This is a genomic window from Paraburkholderia sp. J63 (assembly GCF_905220245.1).
GTDB lineage: Bacteria > Pseudomonadota > Gammaproteobacteria > Burkholderiales > Burkholderiaceae > Paraburkholderia.
In genome coordinates this window covers 121400-138803 of sequence record NZ_CAJMZF010000016.1, presented here as the reverse complement: position 1 = coordinate 138803, position 17404 = coordinate 121400, and the positions used below count along the sequence as shown (strand labels likewise).

Here is a 17404-nt window from a genome sequence, read left to right as displayed (position 1 = left end):
GCGTTTTTTTCCTCGCCTTCTTATTTGCCGCTGAGCGTTACAAACAGGGTAAGGAGGCCAAGCATGCCAATGATCATGGCGAATGCGTAGTGGTAGATATAGCCGGATTGCAGGAAACGAATCACAGTTGCAAACCAGCCGATAAACTTGGCGCTCCCGTTGACGACGCCGTCGATCACGACGACATCACCCTCCTTCCACAGACCGCGACCGATAGCGACCGCTCCGCGAGCGAAGACGATTTCGTTGATCTTGTCGAGGTAATACGCATTGCACAGCAGCTTGTAGACCGGCGAGAACGTGCGCGACACGACGGCCGGCAGCTCCGGGCGCTTCATGTAGAAGAACCACGCCACAATCACGCCTGCCAGTGCGAGCCAGACCGGCAGGCCCGAGAACGCATGCGCGCCCATCGCGGCCCAGCCCTGGAATTCCTGCCCCATCTCGGTCAGCGCCTCATGGTTCTGGCCGATGAAGATCACGTCCTGGAACGCCACGCCGTGCGAGAAGAAACCACCGTACAGCAACGGCTGGATCGCGTACGCGCCGGCGATCACCGAAGGAATCGCGAGCAGCACGAGCGGCACCCAGATGACCCACGGCGACTCGTGCGGCACGTGCACGTGATGCTCGTCGTGACCGTGACCATTGCCGTGACTGTGCGATGCGGCTTCGGCGCCCATCGGCGAGTCGGGGTGCTTCGGACCGCGGAAACGCTCTTCACCGTGGAACACGAGGAAGTACATGCGGAACGAGTACAGCGCCGTGACGAACACGCTCGCGACCACGGCGAAGTAAGCGAAGCCCGAACCCGGCAGGTGCGAGAGCTTCACGGCGTCGATGATCGAGTCCTTCGAGTAGAAGCCCGAGAAGAACGGCGTACCGATCAGCGCGAGCGAACCGATGAGCGAGGTGATCCACGTGATGGGCATGTACCTGCGCAAACCGCCCATGTTGCGCATGTCCTGGTCGTGGTGCATGCCGATGATGACCGAACCCGCGCCGAGGAACAGCAGCGCCTTGAAGAACGCGTGCGTCATCAGGTGGAAGATCGCGACCGGGTAAGCCGAGACGCCGAGCGCCACCGTCATGTAGCCGAGCTGCGAGAGCGTGGAATACGCGACCACGCGCTTGATGTCGTTCTGCACGACGCCGAGGAAGCCCATGAAGAGCGCGGTAATGGCGCCGATCACGACGATGAACGAGAGCGCGGCCTCCGAAAGCTCGAACAGCGGCGACATGCGCGCGACCATGAAGATACCGGCCGTCACCATGGTGGCGGCGTGGATCAGTGCCGAGATCGGCGTCGGGCCTTCCATCGAATCGGGCAGCCAGACGTGCAGCGGGAACTGCGCCGACTTGCCCATCGCGCCGATGAAGAGGCAAATACACGCGACCGTCAGCAGGTTCCACGAAGTGCCCGGGAACGTCAGCGCGGCGATTTCGTGGCCCTTCGCGAACACGTCGTTGTAGTTGAGCGAGCCGCCGTACGCGAGCAGCAGACCGATGCCCAGCAGGAAGCCGAAGTCGCCCACGCGGTTCACGAGGAACGCCTTCATGTTCGCGTAGATGGCGCTTTCACGCTTGAAGTAGAAGCCGATCAGCAGGTACGAAACGAGACCCACCGCTTCCCAGCCGAAGAACAGCTGCAGGAAGTTGTTGCTCATCACGAGCATCAGCATCGAGAACGTGAACAGCGCGATGTACGAGAAGAAGCGCTGGTAGCCCTCTTCGTCCGCCATGTAGCCGATCGTGTAGATATGCACCATCAGTGACACGAAGGTCACGACGACCATCATGAGCGCCGTCAACGAGTCGATCAGGAAGCCGACTTCGAACTTCAGGCCGCCTACCGACATCCATTCATAGACGGTCGCGTTGAAGCTCGCGCCGTTCACCACGTCGAACAACGTGATGCACGAGAGCACGAACGCAATCGCGACGCCGAGAATGGTGACCGTATGCGCGCCCGCGCGCCCTACCGTCTTGCCGAACAGACCGGCAATGAGAGAACCGGCGAGGGGCGCCAGCGGGATCGCCAGCAATAAGGTTTCGTTGAGTGTCGTTGCCATAAACAGCCTGCCTTAGCCTTTGAGCTGATCGAGGTCCTCGACATTGATCGTGTCGAGGCTGCGGAACAGAGTCACAAGAATAGCCAGACCAATCGCGGCTTCCGCTGCCGCAACAGTTAGCACGAAGAACACGAAAATCTGTCCGTGAACGTCACCGAGGTAATGCGAGAACGCGACGAAGTTCGTGTTCACCGCTAACAACATCAGCTCGATCGCCATCAGGATGATGATGACGTTGCGCCGATTGAGAAAAATGCCAACGATCGAGATCGCAAAGAGGATCGCGCCGAGGACGAGGTAATGGGCCAGGGTTAGCATGGTTCGCTCCTCTTCGCTTAAGTCTTGGTGCCGGAGCCGGACTGCACCGGCGCGGCCACGCCGGTCGCGACCGCCGCGGCCTGGTCGGTTTCGGCGACTTCAGGCAGTTCCTTGACGGCTTGCATCTTCACGAGGCGCACGCGGTCCTCGCGACGCACGCGCACCTGCTTCGAAACGTTCTGGCGCTTGGCGTCCTTCGGTTCGCGCACCGTCAGCGAGATGGCCGCGACGATCGCCACCAGCAGCACGAGGCCGGCGATTTCGAATGCGAAGATGTAGTCGGTATAGATGATCTTGCCGATCAGGTGCGTATTCGACACCGAGGCAGCAGCGGCAGCCGACGTGTCGGGCACCGGCGAGGTGGTCGCGCCGTAGCCGTGCCACAGGATCAGCGCGGTCTCGAGCACGATGATCGCGCCCACGATGGTGGCCACCGGAATGAAGCGCTTGAAGTCGCGGCTCAGTACGTCGATGTTGATGTCCAGCATCATCACCACGAACAGGAACAGCACCATCACCGCGCCCACGTAGACGAGCACCAGCAGGATCGCGAGGAATTCGGCCTCGAGCAGCATCCACACCGCAGCCGCGTTGAAGAACGCGAGCACGAGGAAGAGCGCGGACGAGACAGGATTGCGCGAGGTGATCACCTTCAGCCCTGATAGCGTGAGCAACAGCGCGAAGATGTAGAACAGGACGGTCGTGAATTCCATGATTACTGGTTCATCGTTGAGGCCATCGTAAGGCGGATTGCGCAGCGCAGACTGGCGGCCAGACCAGGGAGCGTCGCGCCGCGGTTCCCGGGCTGCGGCTTCGCGGTGTTTTCAGGCACACGCGTTCCCCACAGCCGGCCCGAACCGCGGGCCGATGCAGCGTCAAACTGAAGATCAACGGTACGGTGCATCTGCTGCCTTGTTCGCCGCAATTTGTGCTTCGTAGCGGTCGCCGACAGCCAGCAGCATTTCCTTCGTGAAATACAGATCGCCGCGCTTCTCGCCGTGATACTCGAGAATGTGCGTCTCGACGATCGAGTCGACCGGGCAGCTCTCTTCGCAGAAACCGCAGAAGATGCATTTGGTCAGGTCGATGTCGTAGCGCGTCGTGCGGCGCGTGTTGTCCTCGCGCACCTCCGACTCGATCGTGATGGCGAGCGCGGGGCACACGGCCTCGCAGAGCTTGCACGCGATGCAGCGCTCTTCGCCGTTTTCATAGCGGCGCAGCGCATGCAGACCGCGAAAGCGCGGCGAGATCGGCGTTTTTTCTTCCGGGAACTGCACTGTGAACTTGCGCTTGAAGGTGTAGCGCCCCGTCAGCGCGAGCCCCTTGAGCAGCTCGGTCAGGAAGAACGTCTTGAAAAAGTTTTGGATAGCGTTCATGTCTCGTTCGCCCCTTATTTCCAGATGCTCAGCGGCGACATATACCAGAAGCCGATCACGATCAGCCACACGACGCAGACCGGAATGAATACCTTCCAGCCAAGACGCATGATCTGGTCATAGCGGTAGCGCGGGAACGTCGCGCGGGCCCAGATGAACACCGACAGCAGGCAGAAAACCTTCAGCACCAGCCAGAACACGCCCGGGATGAAATCGAGGAAGCCGAACGGCGCGCTCCAGCCGCCGAGGAACAGCACCGAGGCCAGCGCCGAGATCACGATCATGTTGATGTACTCGGCGAGGAAGAAGAGCGCGAAGCCCATCCCCGAGTAATCGACCATGTGACCCGCGACGATTTCCGACTCCCCTTCCACCACGTCGAACGGATGGCGGTTCGTTTCGGCGATGCCCGAGATGAAGTAGACGACGAACATCGGCAGCAGCGGCAGCCAGTTCCACGAGAGGAACGTGATGCCCCAGTTCGCGAACATGCCGCGCATCTGGCCATGGACGATGTCGGAGAGGTTCAGGCTGCCCGAGACCATCAGCACCACGACGAGCGCGAAGCCCATCGCGATTTCATACGAGACCATCTGCGCCGCGGCGCGCATCGCGCCGAGGAACGCGTACTTCGAGTTCGAGGCCCAGCCCGCGAGAATCACGCCGTAGACGCCGAACGACGAGATCGCCATCACGTAGAGCAGGCCCGCGTTGATGTCGCCGAGCACCGCGCCCGCCTGGAACGGAATCACCGCCCAGACCGCGAAGGCCGGCACCACCACCATGATCGGCGCGACCATGTAGACCCAGCGGCTCGCCTGCGCGGGCTGAATGACTTCCTTGAGCAGCAGCTTGAGCACGTCGGCGATCGGCTGCAACAGGCCCGCCGGACCGACGCGGTTCGGGCCGAGACGCACGTGCATCCAGCCGATCAGCTTGCGCTCCCACAGGATCAGGTAGGCCACGCACAGCAGGATCACCACCGCGACGACGAGAATGCGCACCAGCGCCCAGACGGTGGGCCATGCCACGCCGAGCAACTGGCTGCCGCCTGCATTGATCGTATCGAACAAGCTCATTTACGCCTTCTCCACCAGCAGTTCACCGAACAGGCTGCCGAGCTGCGCGGCGGCCGGCGTTGCCGCCGACACGCGCACCACCGTCGGCGCAAGATTCGCATCGCGCGTCGCGGGCGCGCTCACCGAGAGCTCGCCCTGACGCACGCGCACGGCGTCACCTTCCTTCAGGCCGAGCTGGTCGAAGAGCGCAGCCGGCAAGCCGATGGCGTTCGCCACGCGGGCCGCCATCGTGAGCTGCAGCGCTTCGCCGCGGCGCACGAGTGGATCGGCGCGATAGATGGGCACGTCGGAGATGCGCTCGAAGCGGTCATCGGCTGCCTTCGCGAGGCTGCCTTGAGTGACTTGTGCCTCGGTCTTGTTCGACAGACGCGCTTCGAAGCTGCCGTCGCCGAGCGCCTTGCGGCGCACGTCTTCCGACGTGTCGTATTCGAAGCCTTGCGCGCCGAGCAGCGTGCCGAGCACGCGCAGGACCTTCCAGGCCGGACGCGCGTCGCCGAGCGGACGCACGACGCCGTTGAAGATCTGGACCGTGCCTTCGGCGTTGACGAACGTACCCGAGGTTTCCGTGAACGGCGCGATGGGCAGCAGCACGTCGGCGTAGTCGAGGCCCGTCTTGAACGGCGAGAACACGGCGACCATCTCGGCCTGCTCGAGCGCGGCGCGCGCGGCAACCGGGTTGGCCGTGTCGAACTCGGGTTCGACGTTGAACAGCAGATAGCCCTTGCGCGGCTGCTCGAACACTTCGCGAGCGTTCAAGCCGTCGCGGCCCGGCAGTGCGCCCACGAGGTGCGCGCCGACCGTGTTGGCCGCTTCCGTGAGGAAGCCGAGCGTGGCGCCCGTGGTTTCGGCGATGAACTGCGCGGCCGCGTGCAGGCGCGAGAATTCCGGATGCTGAACGGCCGCGTTGCCGAGCAGCACGAAGCGGCGCTCGCCGCTCGCGAGCGATGCGGCAACCTGCTTCGCGGCGTCGCTCGCTTGCGCGCCGGCGAAGCCTTCGGGCACTGCGACGCCCTTCGCCTCTGCGACGGCGGCGGCGATCGACGCGAGCTCGTCGAGCCATGCCGAAGGCGCGGAGACGATGCGCTGCGCGTTCGGGATCAGCGAGCCATCGGCCGATGCGTTCAGGAACGACACCTGTGCGCCGCCCTTCGCAGCCTGGCGCAGACGCGCGGCGAACAACGCGTGGTCGCGGCGCAGGAACGAGCCGATCACGAATGCCGAGTCGGCATACGAGAGTTCGGCGATCTTCGTGCCGAGCCACGGCGCGCCCGCGAGCGGCGCCGAGAAGTCGCTCTGGCGCAGGCGAAAGTCCACGTTCGGCGTACCGATTGCGTCCGCGAACTGCTTCGCGAGATAGAGTTCCTCGGTCGTGCAGTGCGGGCTCGCGAGCAGCGCGAGCTGGTTCTCGCCGTGCTCGTCGCTGATGCCCTTGATGCCCTTCACCACGTATTCGAGCGCGGTCTGCCAGTCGGTCTCGACCCACTGGCCGCCCTGCTTGATCATCGGGCGCGTGAGGCGGTCTTCGGCGTTCAGGCCTTCATACGAGAAGCGGTCCTTGTCCGAGATCCAGCACTCGTTGATGGCTTCGTTCTCGAATGGCAGCACGCGCATCACGCGGTTGTTCTTCACCTGCACGACGAGGTTCGCGCCCGTCGAGTCGTGCGGGCTCACCGACTTGCGGCGCGACAGTTCCCAGGTCCGCGCGGAGAAGCGGAACGGCTTGCTCGTGAGCGCACCGACCGGGCACAGGTCGATCATGTTGCCCGAGAGCTCCGAGTCCACCGTCTTGCCGACGAACGAGGTGATTTCCGAATGCTGGCCGCGGCCGAGCATGCCGAGCTCCATCACGCCGGCGATTTCGTCGCCGAAGCGCACACAGCGCGTGCAGTGGATGCAGCGCGTCATCTCTTCCATCGAGATGAGCGGACCGACGTTCTTGTGGAACACGACGCGCTTTTCTTCGCTGTAGCGCGAGGCCGACTTGCCGTAGCCGACCGCCAGATCCTGCAGCTGGCATTCGCCGCCCTGATCGCAGATCGGGCAGTCGAGCGGGTGGTTGATCAGCAGGAACTCCATCACGGCTTGCTGACCCTGCACAGCCTTTTCCGACATCGTGCGCACGACCATGCCTTGCGAGACCGGCGTCGCGCACGCGGGCACGGCCTTCGGCATCTTCTCGACATCGACGAGACACATCCGGCAGTTGGCCGCGATCGACAGCTTCTTGTGATAGCAGAAGTGCGGAATGTACGTGTCGACCCGCTGCGCAGCCTGGATCACCATGCTGCCCTCGGGCACCTGCACCTTCTTGCCGTCTATTTCAAGTTCAACCATGATGGTTAATCGTCCCTAACCTGTTACCGCCCAATTTCACAGCGGTCTACCCCGTTGCGTTCCGCCACGCGGTTCGCGCTCAACACGCCTTGCCTCTGCACTCGCCCTTCAGGCGGCCACTGTTTCCGTAGCCGCGTGCGAGCCGGCATGTCCGCCGACGAGACAACGCTTGTTGTGCACGTGATATTCGAATTCGTCCCAGTAATGCTTGAGCATGCCGCGCACCGGCATGGCCGCCGCGTCGCCGAGCGCGCAGATCGTGCGGCCCATGATGTTGCCCGCCACCGAGTTCAGCAGGTCCAGGTCTTCCTGGCGGCCCTGGCCGTGCTCGATGCGGTTCACGACGCGATACAGCCAGCCCGTACCCTCACGGCACGGCGTGCACTGACCGCACGACTCTTCGTAATAGAAGTACGACAGACGCAGCAGCGAGCGCACCATGCAGCGCGTCTCGTCCATGACGATGACCGCGCCCGAGCCGAGCATCGAGCCCTGCTTGGCGATGGAGTCATAGTCCATGTCGGTCTGCATCATCAGGTCGCCCGGAATGACCGGCGCCGACGAGCCGCCCGGAATCACGGCCTTCAGTTTCTTGCCGCCGCGCATGCCGCCGGCGAGCTCCATGAGCGTCGCGAACGGCGTGCCGAGCGGAATCTCGTAGTTGCCCGGACGCTCCACGTCGCCCGAGATCGAGAAGATCTTGGTGCCGCCGTTGTTCGGCTTGCCGAGCTCCATGTAGGTCTGCGGACCGACGCTCAACAGGAACGGCACCGCCGCAAAAGTCTCGGTGTTGTTGATCGTGGTCGGCTTGCCGTACACGCCGAAGCTCGCCGGGAACGGCGGCTTGAAGCGCGGCTGGCCCTTCTTGCCTTCGAGCGACTCGAGCAGCGCGGTTTCTTCGCCGCAGATGTACGCGCCATAGCCATGGTGCGCGTGCAACTGGAACGAGAAGTCGGTGCCGAGAATGTTGTCGCCGAGATAGCCCGCCTGGCGCGCTTCTTCAAGCGCGGCCTCGAAGCGGCGGTAGACCTCGAAAATCTCGCCGTGGATGTAGTTGTAGCCCACGGTAATGCCCATCGCGTAGGCGCCGATGGCCATGCCTTCGATCACCGAATGCGGGTTCCAGCGCAGGATGTCGCGATCCTTGAACGTGCCCGGCTCGCCTTCGTCCGAGTTGCAGACGAGGTACTTCTGGCCCGGGAACTGACGCGGCATGAAGCTCCACTTCAGGCCCGTCGGGAAGCCTGCGCCACCACGGCCGCGCAAGCCGCCGGCCTTCACGTCGGCGATCACCTGCTCGGGCGGAATCTTCTCTTCGAGGATGCGGCGCAGCTGCTTGTAGCCGCCGCGCGCGACGTAATCTTCGAGATGCCAGTTCTCGCCGTTCAGGCCCGCGAGAATCAGGGGTTTGATGTGACGGTCGTGCAACGAAGTCATTTCGAAAGCTCCTCGAGCAGCTGGTCGATCTTCTCGCGGCTCATGAAGCTGCACATGCGGTGGTTGTTCACGAGCATCACCGGCGCATCGCCGCACGCGCCCATGCACTCACCTTCCTTCAAGGTGAACTTGCCGTCGGGCGTGGTTTCGCCGAAGTCGATTCCGAGCTTCTGCTTCAGGTATTCGGCGGCGCTTTCCGAGCCGCCTTCCGGGCCGAGCTGGCACGGCAGGTTCGTGCAGAGCGTGATCTTGTACTTGCCGACCGGGTGGGTCTCGAACATCGTGTAGAACGTGGCGACTTCCTGGACCGCGACAGGCGGCATGCCGATGTAGTCGGCCACGAACTGCATGATTTCGGGGGACAGCCAGCCATGCTCTTCCTGAGCAACGGCCAAAGCCGCCATCACGGCGGACTGTCGCTGATCGGCGGGGTACTTCGTCAACGCGCGATCGATTTCTTTCAGGCCTTCAGCTGAGATCATTTTCAGACACGACTCTTTCATTTCCTACCGTTGCAATTCCCGCCACACAAACACCCGCCGCGCGTTAGCCTGGCTGCTCGCTGCGACAGACGTGGCGTTCCCGGTATTTCGCCGTGCGCCCTTCCGACCCGGCGCACAGCAGTTTGCTGCCTAGCGGTCGATTTCGCCGAACACGATGTCCTGCGTGCCGATGATCGTGACCGCGTCGGCAATCATGTGACCGCGCGCCATTTCATCGAGCGCGGACAGATGGGCATAACCCGGCGCGCGGATCTTCAGACGATACGGCTTGTTCGCGCCATCCGACACCAGGTAGATGCCGAATTCACCCTTCGGATGCTCCACGGCTGCGTAGGCCTCGCCTTCGGGCACGTGGAAACCTTCGGTGAAGAGCTTGAAGTGGTGAATCAGCTCTTCCATGTTCGACTTCATGTTCACGCGCGAGGGCGGCGCAACCTTGTGATTGTCGATCATCACCGGGCCCGGATTCTTGCGCAGCCACTCAATGCACTGTTTCGCAATGCGAGTGGATTGGCGCATTTCCTCGACGCGCACGAGATAGCGGTCGTAGCAGTCGCCGTTCACGCCCACCGGGATGTCGAAATCCATCTGGTCGTAGACCTCGTACGGCTGCTTCTTGCGCAGGTCCCATTCGATGCCCGAACCGCGCAGCATCGCGCCCGTGAGACCGAGCTGCATGGCGCGCTCAGGGCTCACCACGCCGATGCCCACGAGACGCTGCTTCCAGATGCGGTTGTCGGTGAGCAGCGTTTCGTACTCGTCGACGCAGCCGGGGAAGCGCGTGAAGAAGTCGTCGATGAAGTCCAGCAGCGAGCCCTGGCGCGCCTCGTTCATCCTGGCGAGCGCCTTCTCGTTGTGGATTTTCGACGCCTTGTATTGCGGCATCGCGTCAGGCAGGTCGCGATAGACGCCGCCCGGACGGTAGTACGCCGCGTGCATGCGCGCGCCCGAGACAGCCTCGTAGACGTCCATCAGGTCTTCGCGCTCGCGGAACGCGTAGAGGAACACCGCCATCGCGCCCACGTCGAGCGCGTGCGAGCCGATCCACATCAGGTGGTTCAGCACGCGCGTGATTTCGTCGAACAGCACGCGAATGTACTTCGCGCGCACCGGCACCTCGATACCGAGCAGCTTTTCGATGGCCATCACATAGCCGTGCTCGTTGACCATCATCGACACATAGTCGAGACGGTCCATGTACGGCACCGACTGAATGAAGGTCTTGTTCTCGGCGAGCTTTTCCGTCGCGCGATGGAGCAGGCCGATGTGCGGATCGGCGCGCTGGATCACTTCGCCGTCGAGCTCGAGCACGAGACGCAGCACGCCGTGCGCTGCCGGGTGCTGCGGGCCGAAGTTGAGCGTGTAGTTCTTGATCTCTGACATGCGACCCTCTTAGTGTTTCCTCAGACCGCCGTAGCGATCCTCGCGGATCACGCGCGGCGTGATTTCGCGCGGCTCGATCGTGACCGGCTGATAGACCACGCGCTTCTGCTCCGGGTCGTAACGCATCTCGACGTAGCCCGAAACCGGGAAGTCCTTGCGGAACGGGTGGCCGATGAAACCGTAGTCGGTCAGGATGCGGCGCAGGTCGGGGTGACCTTCGAAGACGATGCCGAACAGGTCGAACGCCTCGCGCTCGTACCAGTTGGCCGAATTCCAGATCTCGACGAGCGAGGGGACGATGGGCACGTCGTCGTCCGGCGCGAACACGCGCAGGCGCAAGCGCCAGTTGTTCGTGATGGAGAGCAGATGCGACACCGCCGCGAAGCGCGGGCCTTCCCACGCGCCGTCGCCGTACGTCTGATAGTCGACGCCGCACAGATCGATCAACTGCTCGAAGCGGAGCGACGGATTGTCGCGGAGCTCCGTCGCCACGCCGAGGTAATCTACTGATTTTATGACCAAGGTCAACTCACCGAGCGCTTCGGTGAGGCTGACGACGCGCGCACCAAGGGCCGCTTCGAGGTTCGCTTTCAGGGTCTCGAGTTTGCTTGCCATATTGTGGGGAGGCGCTTGGCCTTTATTGACGGGCGATGGTGCTGGTGCGGCGGATCTTGGCCTGCAGCTGGATCACCCCATACACGAGGGCTTCCGCTGTCGGCGGACAGCCCGGCACATAGACGTCGACGGGCACGATGCGGTCACAACCGCGCACGACCGAGTACGAATAGTGGTAGTAGCCGCCGCCATTGGCGCACGACCCCATCGAGATCACCCAGCGCGGCTCGGCCATCTGGTCGTAGACCTTGCGCAGCGCGGGCGCCATCTTGTTGCACAGCGTGCCGGCCACGATCATCACGTCGGACTGGCGCGGGCTCGGGCGGAACACCACGCCGAAGCGGTCGAGGTCGTAGCGGGCCGCGCCCGCGTGCATCATCTCGACCGCGCAACACGCAAGGCCGAACGTCATCGGCCACAGCGAGCCAGTGCGCGTCCAGTTGATCAGCTTGTCAGCCGTGGTGGTGACAAACCCTTCCTTCAAGACCCCTTCGATACTCATGTGCTTTCCACTCCAGACGGACGGCCTGCAGTGTACCCGCAGCGCCGCCCATGCTATCCGCTATCCGGCGATTAACCCCTCATTCCCAGTCGAGTCCGCCCTTTTTCCAGATGTAGGCGAAGCCCAGCAGGAATTCGAGCAGAAACAGCATCATCGACAGAAAACCGGGCCAGCCGATGTCGCGCAGGGCAACGCCCCACGGAAACAGGAATGCCGTTTCGAGGTCGAAGATGATGAAGAGAATGGCCACGAGGTAGTACCGTACATCGAACTTCATGCGCGCGTCTTCGAACGCTTCGAAGCCGCACTCGTACGGCGAATCTTTTTCGCTGTTGGGCCGGTTGGGACCAAGGATCTTGCCAATTGAGACCAGCGCTACGCCCAGACCAAGACCTACGAGAAGGAACAACAGGACGGGGTAATAGGTAGCGAGATTCAAGGCTATCCTCTATCGGTTGGTTCTGAGGTTCCGCAGGAACTTCAAGTCGCTCTGCGGGAATCACTTTACGTACTTCGCGCTGCGATCGAAACGAACACGACGTATAAAGCAAAAATGCCAGCCGAAGCTGAAGCAAGCGGCTGGCATTTTTTAGATAACATTGGTGCCGACGGCGAGACTCGAACTCGCACAGCTTTCGCCACTACCCCCTCAAGATAGCGTGTCTACCAATTTCACCACGTCGGCACTACATGCAATCCGGGACAACAATTTATTGAAACCCGCGAATCGCTTCAAGACTTAAATTCTAACTTGTTCCCGTCATTTGTTCAATGCACAAAAACAAGTTTTTCAGAATTATTTCGGTACGTCGTTACCGGGGTTCGATGCCGCCGCGGCCGGCGCTGCCGCCGGAGCGCTTGCCGCAGAAGCCACAGGAACCGATGCAGCAACCGGAGCCGAAGCCACGACCGGGGCGGGAGCCGCAGCGCCCAGCACGCCTGCCGAAGGCTTCGAATGATACGACCCCAAGTACGTTAATGCAAGCGTCGAGACGAAAAACACCGTTGCGAGAACGGCCGTGGTACGCGACAAAAAGTTCGCCGAACCGCTCGCGCCGAACAGGCTGCCCGAGGCGCCGCTGCCAAATGCGGCGCCCATATCGGCGCCCTTGCCGTGCTGCAGCAGGACGAGGCCGATCACCCCGAGCGCCGACAGAATCTGGACGACGATAATCAACGTTTTCAAATACAGCATCACACTCACCTGAGTCCTTGTTGAGCGCAGCCTCCCCGGAGGCATGCGCATATGCAGCCGGCACGCGTCTCACCAGAGAGGCGCCATGCCCGAGCCTTATTTTTATCCCGCGACGCTCGCGCCCGCCCCAGCGGCCGCGCAAATCGCGAGGAAATCTGTCGCCTTCAGCGCTGCACCGCCGATCAGGCCGCCATCGATATCGGCCTGACGGAAGAGCTCCGCCGCATTCTCCGGCTTCACGCTGCCACCGTACAGCAGCGGCACGTCCGCTACCCGTGCGCCCTTCGCGGCAAGCCGCGCGCGCAGGAACGCGTGGACCTGCTGCGCCTGCGCCGAAGTCGCGCTCTTGCCCGTGCCGATCGCCCAGACCGGCTCGTACGCAACGACGATGCGCGCCGCCTCGTCGGCCGACAACGCCGCCAGCACCGCGTCGAGCTGCGCGCCGACCACTTTCTCGGTCGCGCCGCTTTCACGTTCTTCCAGCGTTTCGCCCACGCAGACAATCGGCGTGAGGCCGGCCGCGAGCGCGCGCTGCGCCTTCTGCGCGACGAGTTCGGAGCTTTCGCCGTGATAAGCGCGACGCTCCGAGTGACCGACGATCGCGAAACCGGCTTCGAAGTCGGCGATCATGCCCGCGGCAACTTCGCCCGTATAGGCGCCCTGCTCGTGCGCCGACACGTCCTGCGCGCCCCAGACCACCCGGCTGCCGCCGAGCAGCGCCTGAGCCTGCGCGAGATAGGGAAACGGCACGCATACGCCGACACGCACATCGGACGGCAGCGCCTGCGCACCCTGCGCGACGCCTTCGAGCAATGCCGCATTGGCCGCGAGGCGGCCATGCATCTTCCAGTTACCGACTACGAGCTTCGATCGTTGATTCGTCATTGTTCCGGTTGCTGTTAAAAGCGGACGCAAAACGCACGATTTTACTGCGCGCAATCGAGGCGGGTCAAACTGGCCCGCCCTGGTCACGCGAAAAAAGTCTCGAAAAAGCCCGAGGAATCAAGCACGAAACCGCTGCAGCGCCCGAGGAGCGGGCCTGCAGCGGCGCCATCAAGACGCCTGGCCCCAGTCGAGCACGATTTTGCCGACGTGCTCGCTGCTTTCCATCAATGCGTGGGCCTCGGCGGCCTGCGCGGCGGGAAAGACGCGGAACACGACCGGCTTGATCCTGCCCTCTTCGAGCAGCGGCCAGACATTCGTCTTCAATTCCTGCGCGATCTGCGCCTTGAACTCGACCGAGCGCGCGCGCAGCGTCGACCCGGTAATCGTCAGGCGGCGGCGCAGGATCTCGCCCATGTTGACTTCGGCCTTCGAGCCGCCGAGCGTCGCGATCAGCACGATGCGGCCGCCGTTGGCGAGCGCAGAAAGCTCGCGTGGCACATAGCCGCCCGCAACCATGTCGAGGATGACGTCCACGCCGCGATCGTTCGTGAGCGCCTTCACGACCTCGACGAAATCTTCGCTGCGATAGTTGATCGCACGTTCCGCGCCCAGTTGCTCGCAGGCGCGGCACTTGTCGTCCGACCCCGCGGTCGCGAAGACGCGAAAGCCGAGCGCATGCGCGATCTGGATCGCCGTCACGCCGATCCCGCTCGAGCCGCCCTGCACGAGCAGGGTCTCGTTCTCGCCGCCCTCGCCCTTACCGAGCAAGGCGCGCTGGAACACGTTGCTCCAGACCGTGAAGAAGGTCTCGGGCAACGAAGCCGCTTCGATGTCCGTGAGCCCCTTCGGCACCGGCAGACACTGGCCGAGCGGCGCCACCACGTACTCGGCATAGCCGCCGCCCGCGATCAGCGCGCAGACACGGTCGCCCATCTTCAGCCCGAACGGATTGTTCTTTTCGTCGATCGTCCCGCCGACGATCTCGCCCGCCACCTCGAGCCCCGGCAGGTCGGAAATACCCGGCGGCGGCGCGTACGAGCCCTTGCGCTGGAATACGTCGGGGCGATTGACGCCCGACGCGCTCACCTTGATCAGCACTTCGCCGGCCTTCGGCTCGGGCGTCGGGCGCTCGGTCAGCTTGAGCACGTCCGGTGCACCGAATTCGGTAATCTCGACAGCCTTCATCTCACGTCTCCCAAGGGCCTGGACTTCGACTTCACATTCTCATAAAAAAACGGCCGGCGCGCTGATCGCGTGCCGGCCGTTTAGGGGAACCGCCTTACTGCTGCGGCTCGCCCTGCGGTGCGCCGTTAGCGGCTGCTTCGTTGAGCAGCGCCTTGGCGGACAGGCGCACACGGCCCTTCTCGTCCGTCTGGATGACCTTGACCTTCACGATCTGGCCTTCCTTCAGGTAGTCGTTGATGTCCTTGATGCGCTCGTTGGCGATTTCGGAGATGTGCAGCAGGCCGTCCTTGCCCGGCAGCAGGTTCACGATCGCGCCAAAGTCGAGCAGCTTGAGAACCGCGCCTTCGTACACCTGGCCCACTTCCACTTCGGCCGTGATGTTCTCGATGCGCTTCTTCGCTTCGGCCATGCCTTCGCTCGACGTCGAAGCGATGGTCACGACGCCGTCGTCGGAGATGTCGATCGTGGTGCCCGTTTCTTCGGTCAGCGCGCGGATCACCGAACCGCCCTTGCCGATCACGTCGCGGATCTTTTCCGGGTTGATCTTGATGGTGATCATGCGCGGCGCGTAGGCCGACAGTTCCGTGTTCACGCCCGAGACCGCCGAGGTCATCTTGCCGAGGATGTGCATACGGCCTTCCTTCGCTTGCGCGAGGGCGACCTGCATGATTTCCTTGGTGATGCCCTGGATCTTGATGTCCATCTGCAGCGCGGTCACGCCAGCTTCCGTACCCGCGACCTTGAAGTCCATGTCGCCGAGGTGATCTTCGTCGCCGAGGATGTCGGTCAGCACGGCGAACTTGTTGCCTTCGAGGATCAGGCCCATCGCGATGCCCGCGACGTGCGCCTTCATCGGCACGCCGGCGTCCATCAGCGCGAGGCAGCCGCCGCAGACCGAAGCCATCGACGACGAACCGTTCGACTCGGTGATTTCCGACACGACGCGGATCGAGTAGCCGAACTCTTCGGCGCTCGGCAGGCACGCGACGAGCGCGCGCTTGGCGAGACGGCCGTGGCCGATTTCACGGCGCTTGGGCGAACCCACGCGGCCCGTTTCGCCGGTCGCGAACGGGGGCATGTTGTAGTGAAGCATGAAGCGGTCGCGGTACTCGCCTTCGAGCGCGTCGATGATCTGCTCGTCGCCCTTGGTGCCGAGCGTCGCCACGACCAGCGCCTGCGTTTCGCCACGCGTGAACAGCGCCGAGCCGTGGGTGCGCGGCAGCACGCCGGTGCGGATCTCGATCGGACGCACGGTGCGCGTGTCGCGGCCGTCGATACGCGGCTCGCCGTTCAGGATCTGCGAGCGCACGATCTTCGCTTCGAGATCGAACACGATGTTGCCGACCGTGGCCTTGTCGGCCGCCGTCGTGCCGGCCGCAGCCGCTTCTTCTTCGAGCTTCTTCGACGTCGCCGAATAGACTTCCTTCAGCTTGGTCGAGCGCTGCTGCTTGTCGCGCAGTTGATACGCGCCGAGCAGGTCGTTGTAAGCGATGTCGGTGACACGCGCGATCAGCGCTTCGTCCTTCGGCGCCGGCTGCCAGTCCCATTCGGGCTTGCCGCCGTCACGCACGAGCTCGTGGATCGCGTCGATGGCCGTTTGCATCTGCTCGTGGCCGAACACGACCGCGCCGAGCATCACGTCTTCGGGCAGCTGGTCGGCTTCCGATTCCACCATCAGCACCGCGCGTTCCGTACCGGCCACGACGAGGTCGAGGCGCGATTCCTTGATCTGCGCGCGCGTCGGGTTCAGCACGTACTCGTTGTTGATGTAGGCGACACGAGCGGCGCCCACCGGGCCGTTGAACGGCAGACCCGAGATCGCGAGCGCAGCCGACGCGCCGATCAGCGCGGGGATGTCAGCGGGGACTTCCGGGTTGATCGACAGGACGTGGATCACGACCTGGACTTCGTTGTAATAGCCTTCCGGGAACAGCGGACGCAGCGGACGGTCGATCAGGCGCGAGATCAGCGTCTCGCCTTCCGACGGACGGCCTTCGCGGCGGAAGAAGCCGCCCGGGATCTTGCCGGCCGAATAGGTCTTTTCGATGTAGTCGACGGTGAGCGGGAAGAAGTCCTGACCCGGCTTCGCGGTCTTCGCGCCGACGACGGTCGCGAGCACGACAGTGTCTTCGACGTCGACGATGACAGCACCGCTCGCCTGACGGGCGATCTCACCCGTTTCGAGGCGAACATTGTGCTGGCCCCATTTGAATTCCTTCACGACTTTATTGAACATGGTCATGTCACTCACTCCTTACTCATTTGTTATGCGCCGCCCGCACACGCGAACGACACGGCAAGACAGAATCCGGCACCGCGCAGGTAGAGGAGTGTTATGCCATTCCAGCGGATCGCGCGGATGCCACGGCGACGCTACGCGCACGTGACCTGTTGTCGCGCACGACTCGATGGAATGACACAAAGCTCTGCCCCGAGGCCCGGTCCTGCTGCTTTTACTGCACGTCCTGCTGCAGATTGACTGCGTGGTTTACTGCTTCGTACTGCTATCCGGCACGCATC

The 17404-nt window shown here is 63.2% G+C and carries 16 protein-coding genes and 1 tRNA gene; all 17 read right to left on the bottom strand.

All coding sequences use genetic code 11. The annotated features are described in order from the left end of the window. Positions 1 to 20: 20 nt before the first annotated feature. Positions 21 to 2072 carry an NADH-quinone oxidoreductase subunit L gene (gene nuoL, locus U5775_RS19115; protein WP_322059646.1) on the bottom strand — a complete coding sequence of 684 codons (2052 nt, stop codon included), beginning with the start codon at positions 2070 to 2072 and terminating at the stop codon, positions 21 to 23. 12 nt (positions 2073 to 2084) lie between these two features. After that, on the bottom strand, positions 2085 to 2390 hold the full coding sequence (nuoK, locus tag U5775_RS19110; protein ID WP_006052894.1) for an NADH-quinone oxidoreductase subunit NuoK: 306 nt from the start codon (positions 2388 to 2390) through the stop codon (positions 2085 to 2087). 17 nt (positions 2391 to 2407) lie between these two features. Next, a complete protein-coding gene (locus U5775_RS19105; RefSeq protein ID WP_322059645.1) occupies positions 2408 to 3103 on the bottom strand; it encodes an NADH-quinone oxidoreductase subunit J in 696 nt (231 codons plus the stop codon). Positions 3104 to 3277: 174 nt separating this feature from the next. Then, on the bottom strand, positions 3278 to 3766 hold the full coding sequence (gene nuoI, locus U5775_RS19100; RefSeq protein WP_322059644.1) for an NADH-quinone oxidoreductase subunit NuoI: 489 nt from the start codon (positions 3764 to 3766) through the stop codon (positions 3278 to 3280). A gap of 14 nt (positions 3767 to 3780) precedes the next feature. Next, a complete protein-coding gene (gene nuoH, locus U5775_RS19095; protein WP_322059643.1) occupies positions 3781 to 4845 on the bottom strand; it encodes an NADH-quinone oxidoreductase subunit NuoH in 1065 nt (354 codons plus the stop codon). Next, positions 4846 to 7179 carry an NADH-quinone oxidoreductase subunit NuoG gene (gene nuoG / locus U5775_RS19090; protein ID WP_322059642.1) on the bottom strand — a complete coding sequence of 778 codons (2334 nt, stop codon included), beginning with the start codon at positions 7177 to 7179 and terminating at the stop codon, positions 4846 to 4848. A gap of 108 nt (positions 7180 to 7287) precedes the next feature. Further along, on the bottom strand, positions 7288 to 8616 hold the full coding sequence (gene nuoF / locus U5775_RS19085; protein ID WP_322059641.1) for an NADH-quinone oxidoreductase subunit NuoF: 1329 nt from the start codon (positions 8614 to 8616) through the stop codon (positions 7288 to 7290). Continuing rightward, a complete protein-coding gene (gene nuoE, locus U5775_RS19080; protein ID WP_322059640.1) occupies positions 8613 to 9098 on the bottom strand; it encodes an NADH-quinone oxidoreductase subunit NuoE in 486 nt (161 codons plus the stop codon). The genes nuoF and nuoE overlap by 4 nt, the downstream gene beginning before the upstream one ends. A gap of 150 nt (positions 9099 to 9248) precedes the next feature. After that, positions 9249 to 10502, bottom strand: coding sequence for an NADH-quinone oxidoreductase subunit D (locus tag U5775_RS19075; RefSeq protein ID WP_322059639.1), 1254 nt, complete (start codon positions 10500 to 10502; stop codon positions 9249 to 9251). A gap of 9 nt (positions 10503 to 10511) precedes the next feature. Continuing rightward, on the bottom strand, positions 10512 to 11117 hold the full coding sequence (locus U5775_RS19070; RefSeq protein ID WP_322059638.1) for an NADH-quinone oxidoreductase subunit C: 606 nt from the start codon (positions 11115 to 11117) through the stop codon (positions 10512 to 10514). Between the two features lie 22 nt (positions 11118 to 11139). Next, a complete protein-coding gene (locus U5775_RS19065; RefSeq protein WP_027819582.1) occupies positions 11140 to 11619 on the bottom strand; it encodes a NuoB/complex I 20 kDa subunit family protein in 480 nt (159 codons plus the stop codon). Between the two features lie 79 nt (positions 11620 to 11698). Next, complete coding sequence (ndhC, locus tag U5775_RS19060; protein ID WP_028218518.1) at positions 11699 to 12058, bottom strand: NADH-quinone oxidoreductase subunit A; 360 nt, start codon at positions 12056 to 12058, stop codon at positions 11699 to 11701. Between the two features lie 161 nt (positions 12059 to 12219). Beyond that, positions 12220 to 12304, bottom strand: a tRNA-Leu gene (locus U5775_RS19055). A 111-nt stretch (positions 12305 to 12415) separates the two neighbouring features. Continuing rightward, positions 12416 to 12814: a preprotein translocase subunit SecG gene (secG, locus tag U5775_RS19050; RefSeq protein ID WP_322059681.1), complete on the bottom strand. Its 399-nt coding sequence runs from the start codon at positions 12812 to 12814 to the stop codon at positions 12416 to 12418. Between the two features lie 102 nt (positions 12815 to 12916). Continuing rightward, positions 12917 to 13699 carry a triose-phosphate isomerase gene (gene tpiA / locus U5775_RS19045; RefSeq protein WP_322059637.1) on the bottom strand — a complete coding sequence of 261 codons (783 nt, stop codon included), beginning with the start codon at positions 13697 to 13699 and terminating at the stop codon, positions 12917 to 12919. Positions 13700 to 13867: 168 nt separating this feature from the next. After that, a complete protein-coding gene (locus U5775_RS19040; RefSeq protein ID WP_322059636.1) occupies positions 13868 to 14884 on the bottom strand; it encodes an NAD(P)H-quinone oxidoreductase in 1017 nt (338 codons plus the stop codon). 94 nt (positions 14885 to 14978) lie between these two features. Further along, positions 14979 to 17126 (bottom strand): polyribonucleotide nucleotidyltransferase, encoded by a 2148-nt coding sequence (gene pnp, locus U5775_RS19035; RefSeq protein ID WP_322059635.1) that lies wholly within the window; start codon positions 17124 to 17126, stop codon positions 14979 to 14981. Between the last annotated feature and the right edge of the window lie 278 nt (positions 17127 to 17404).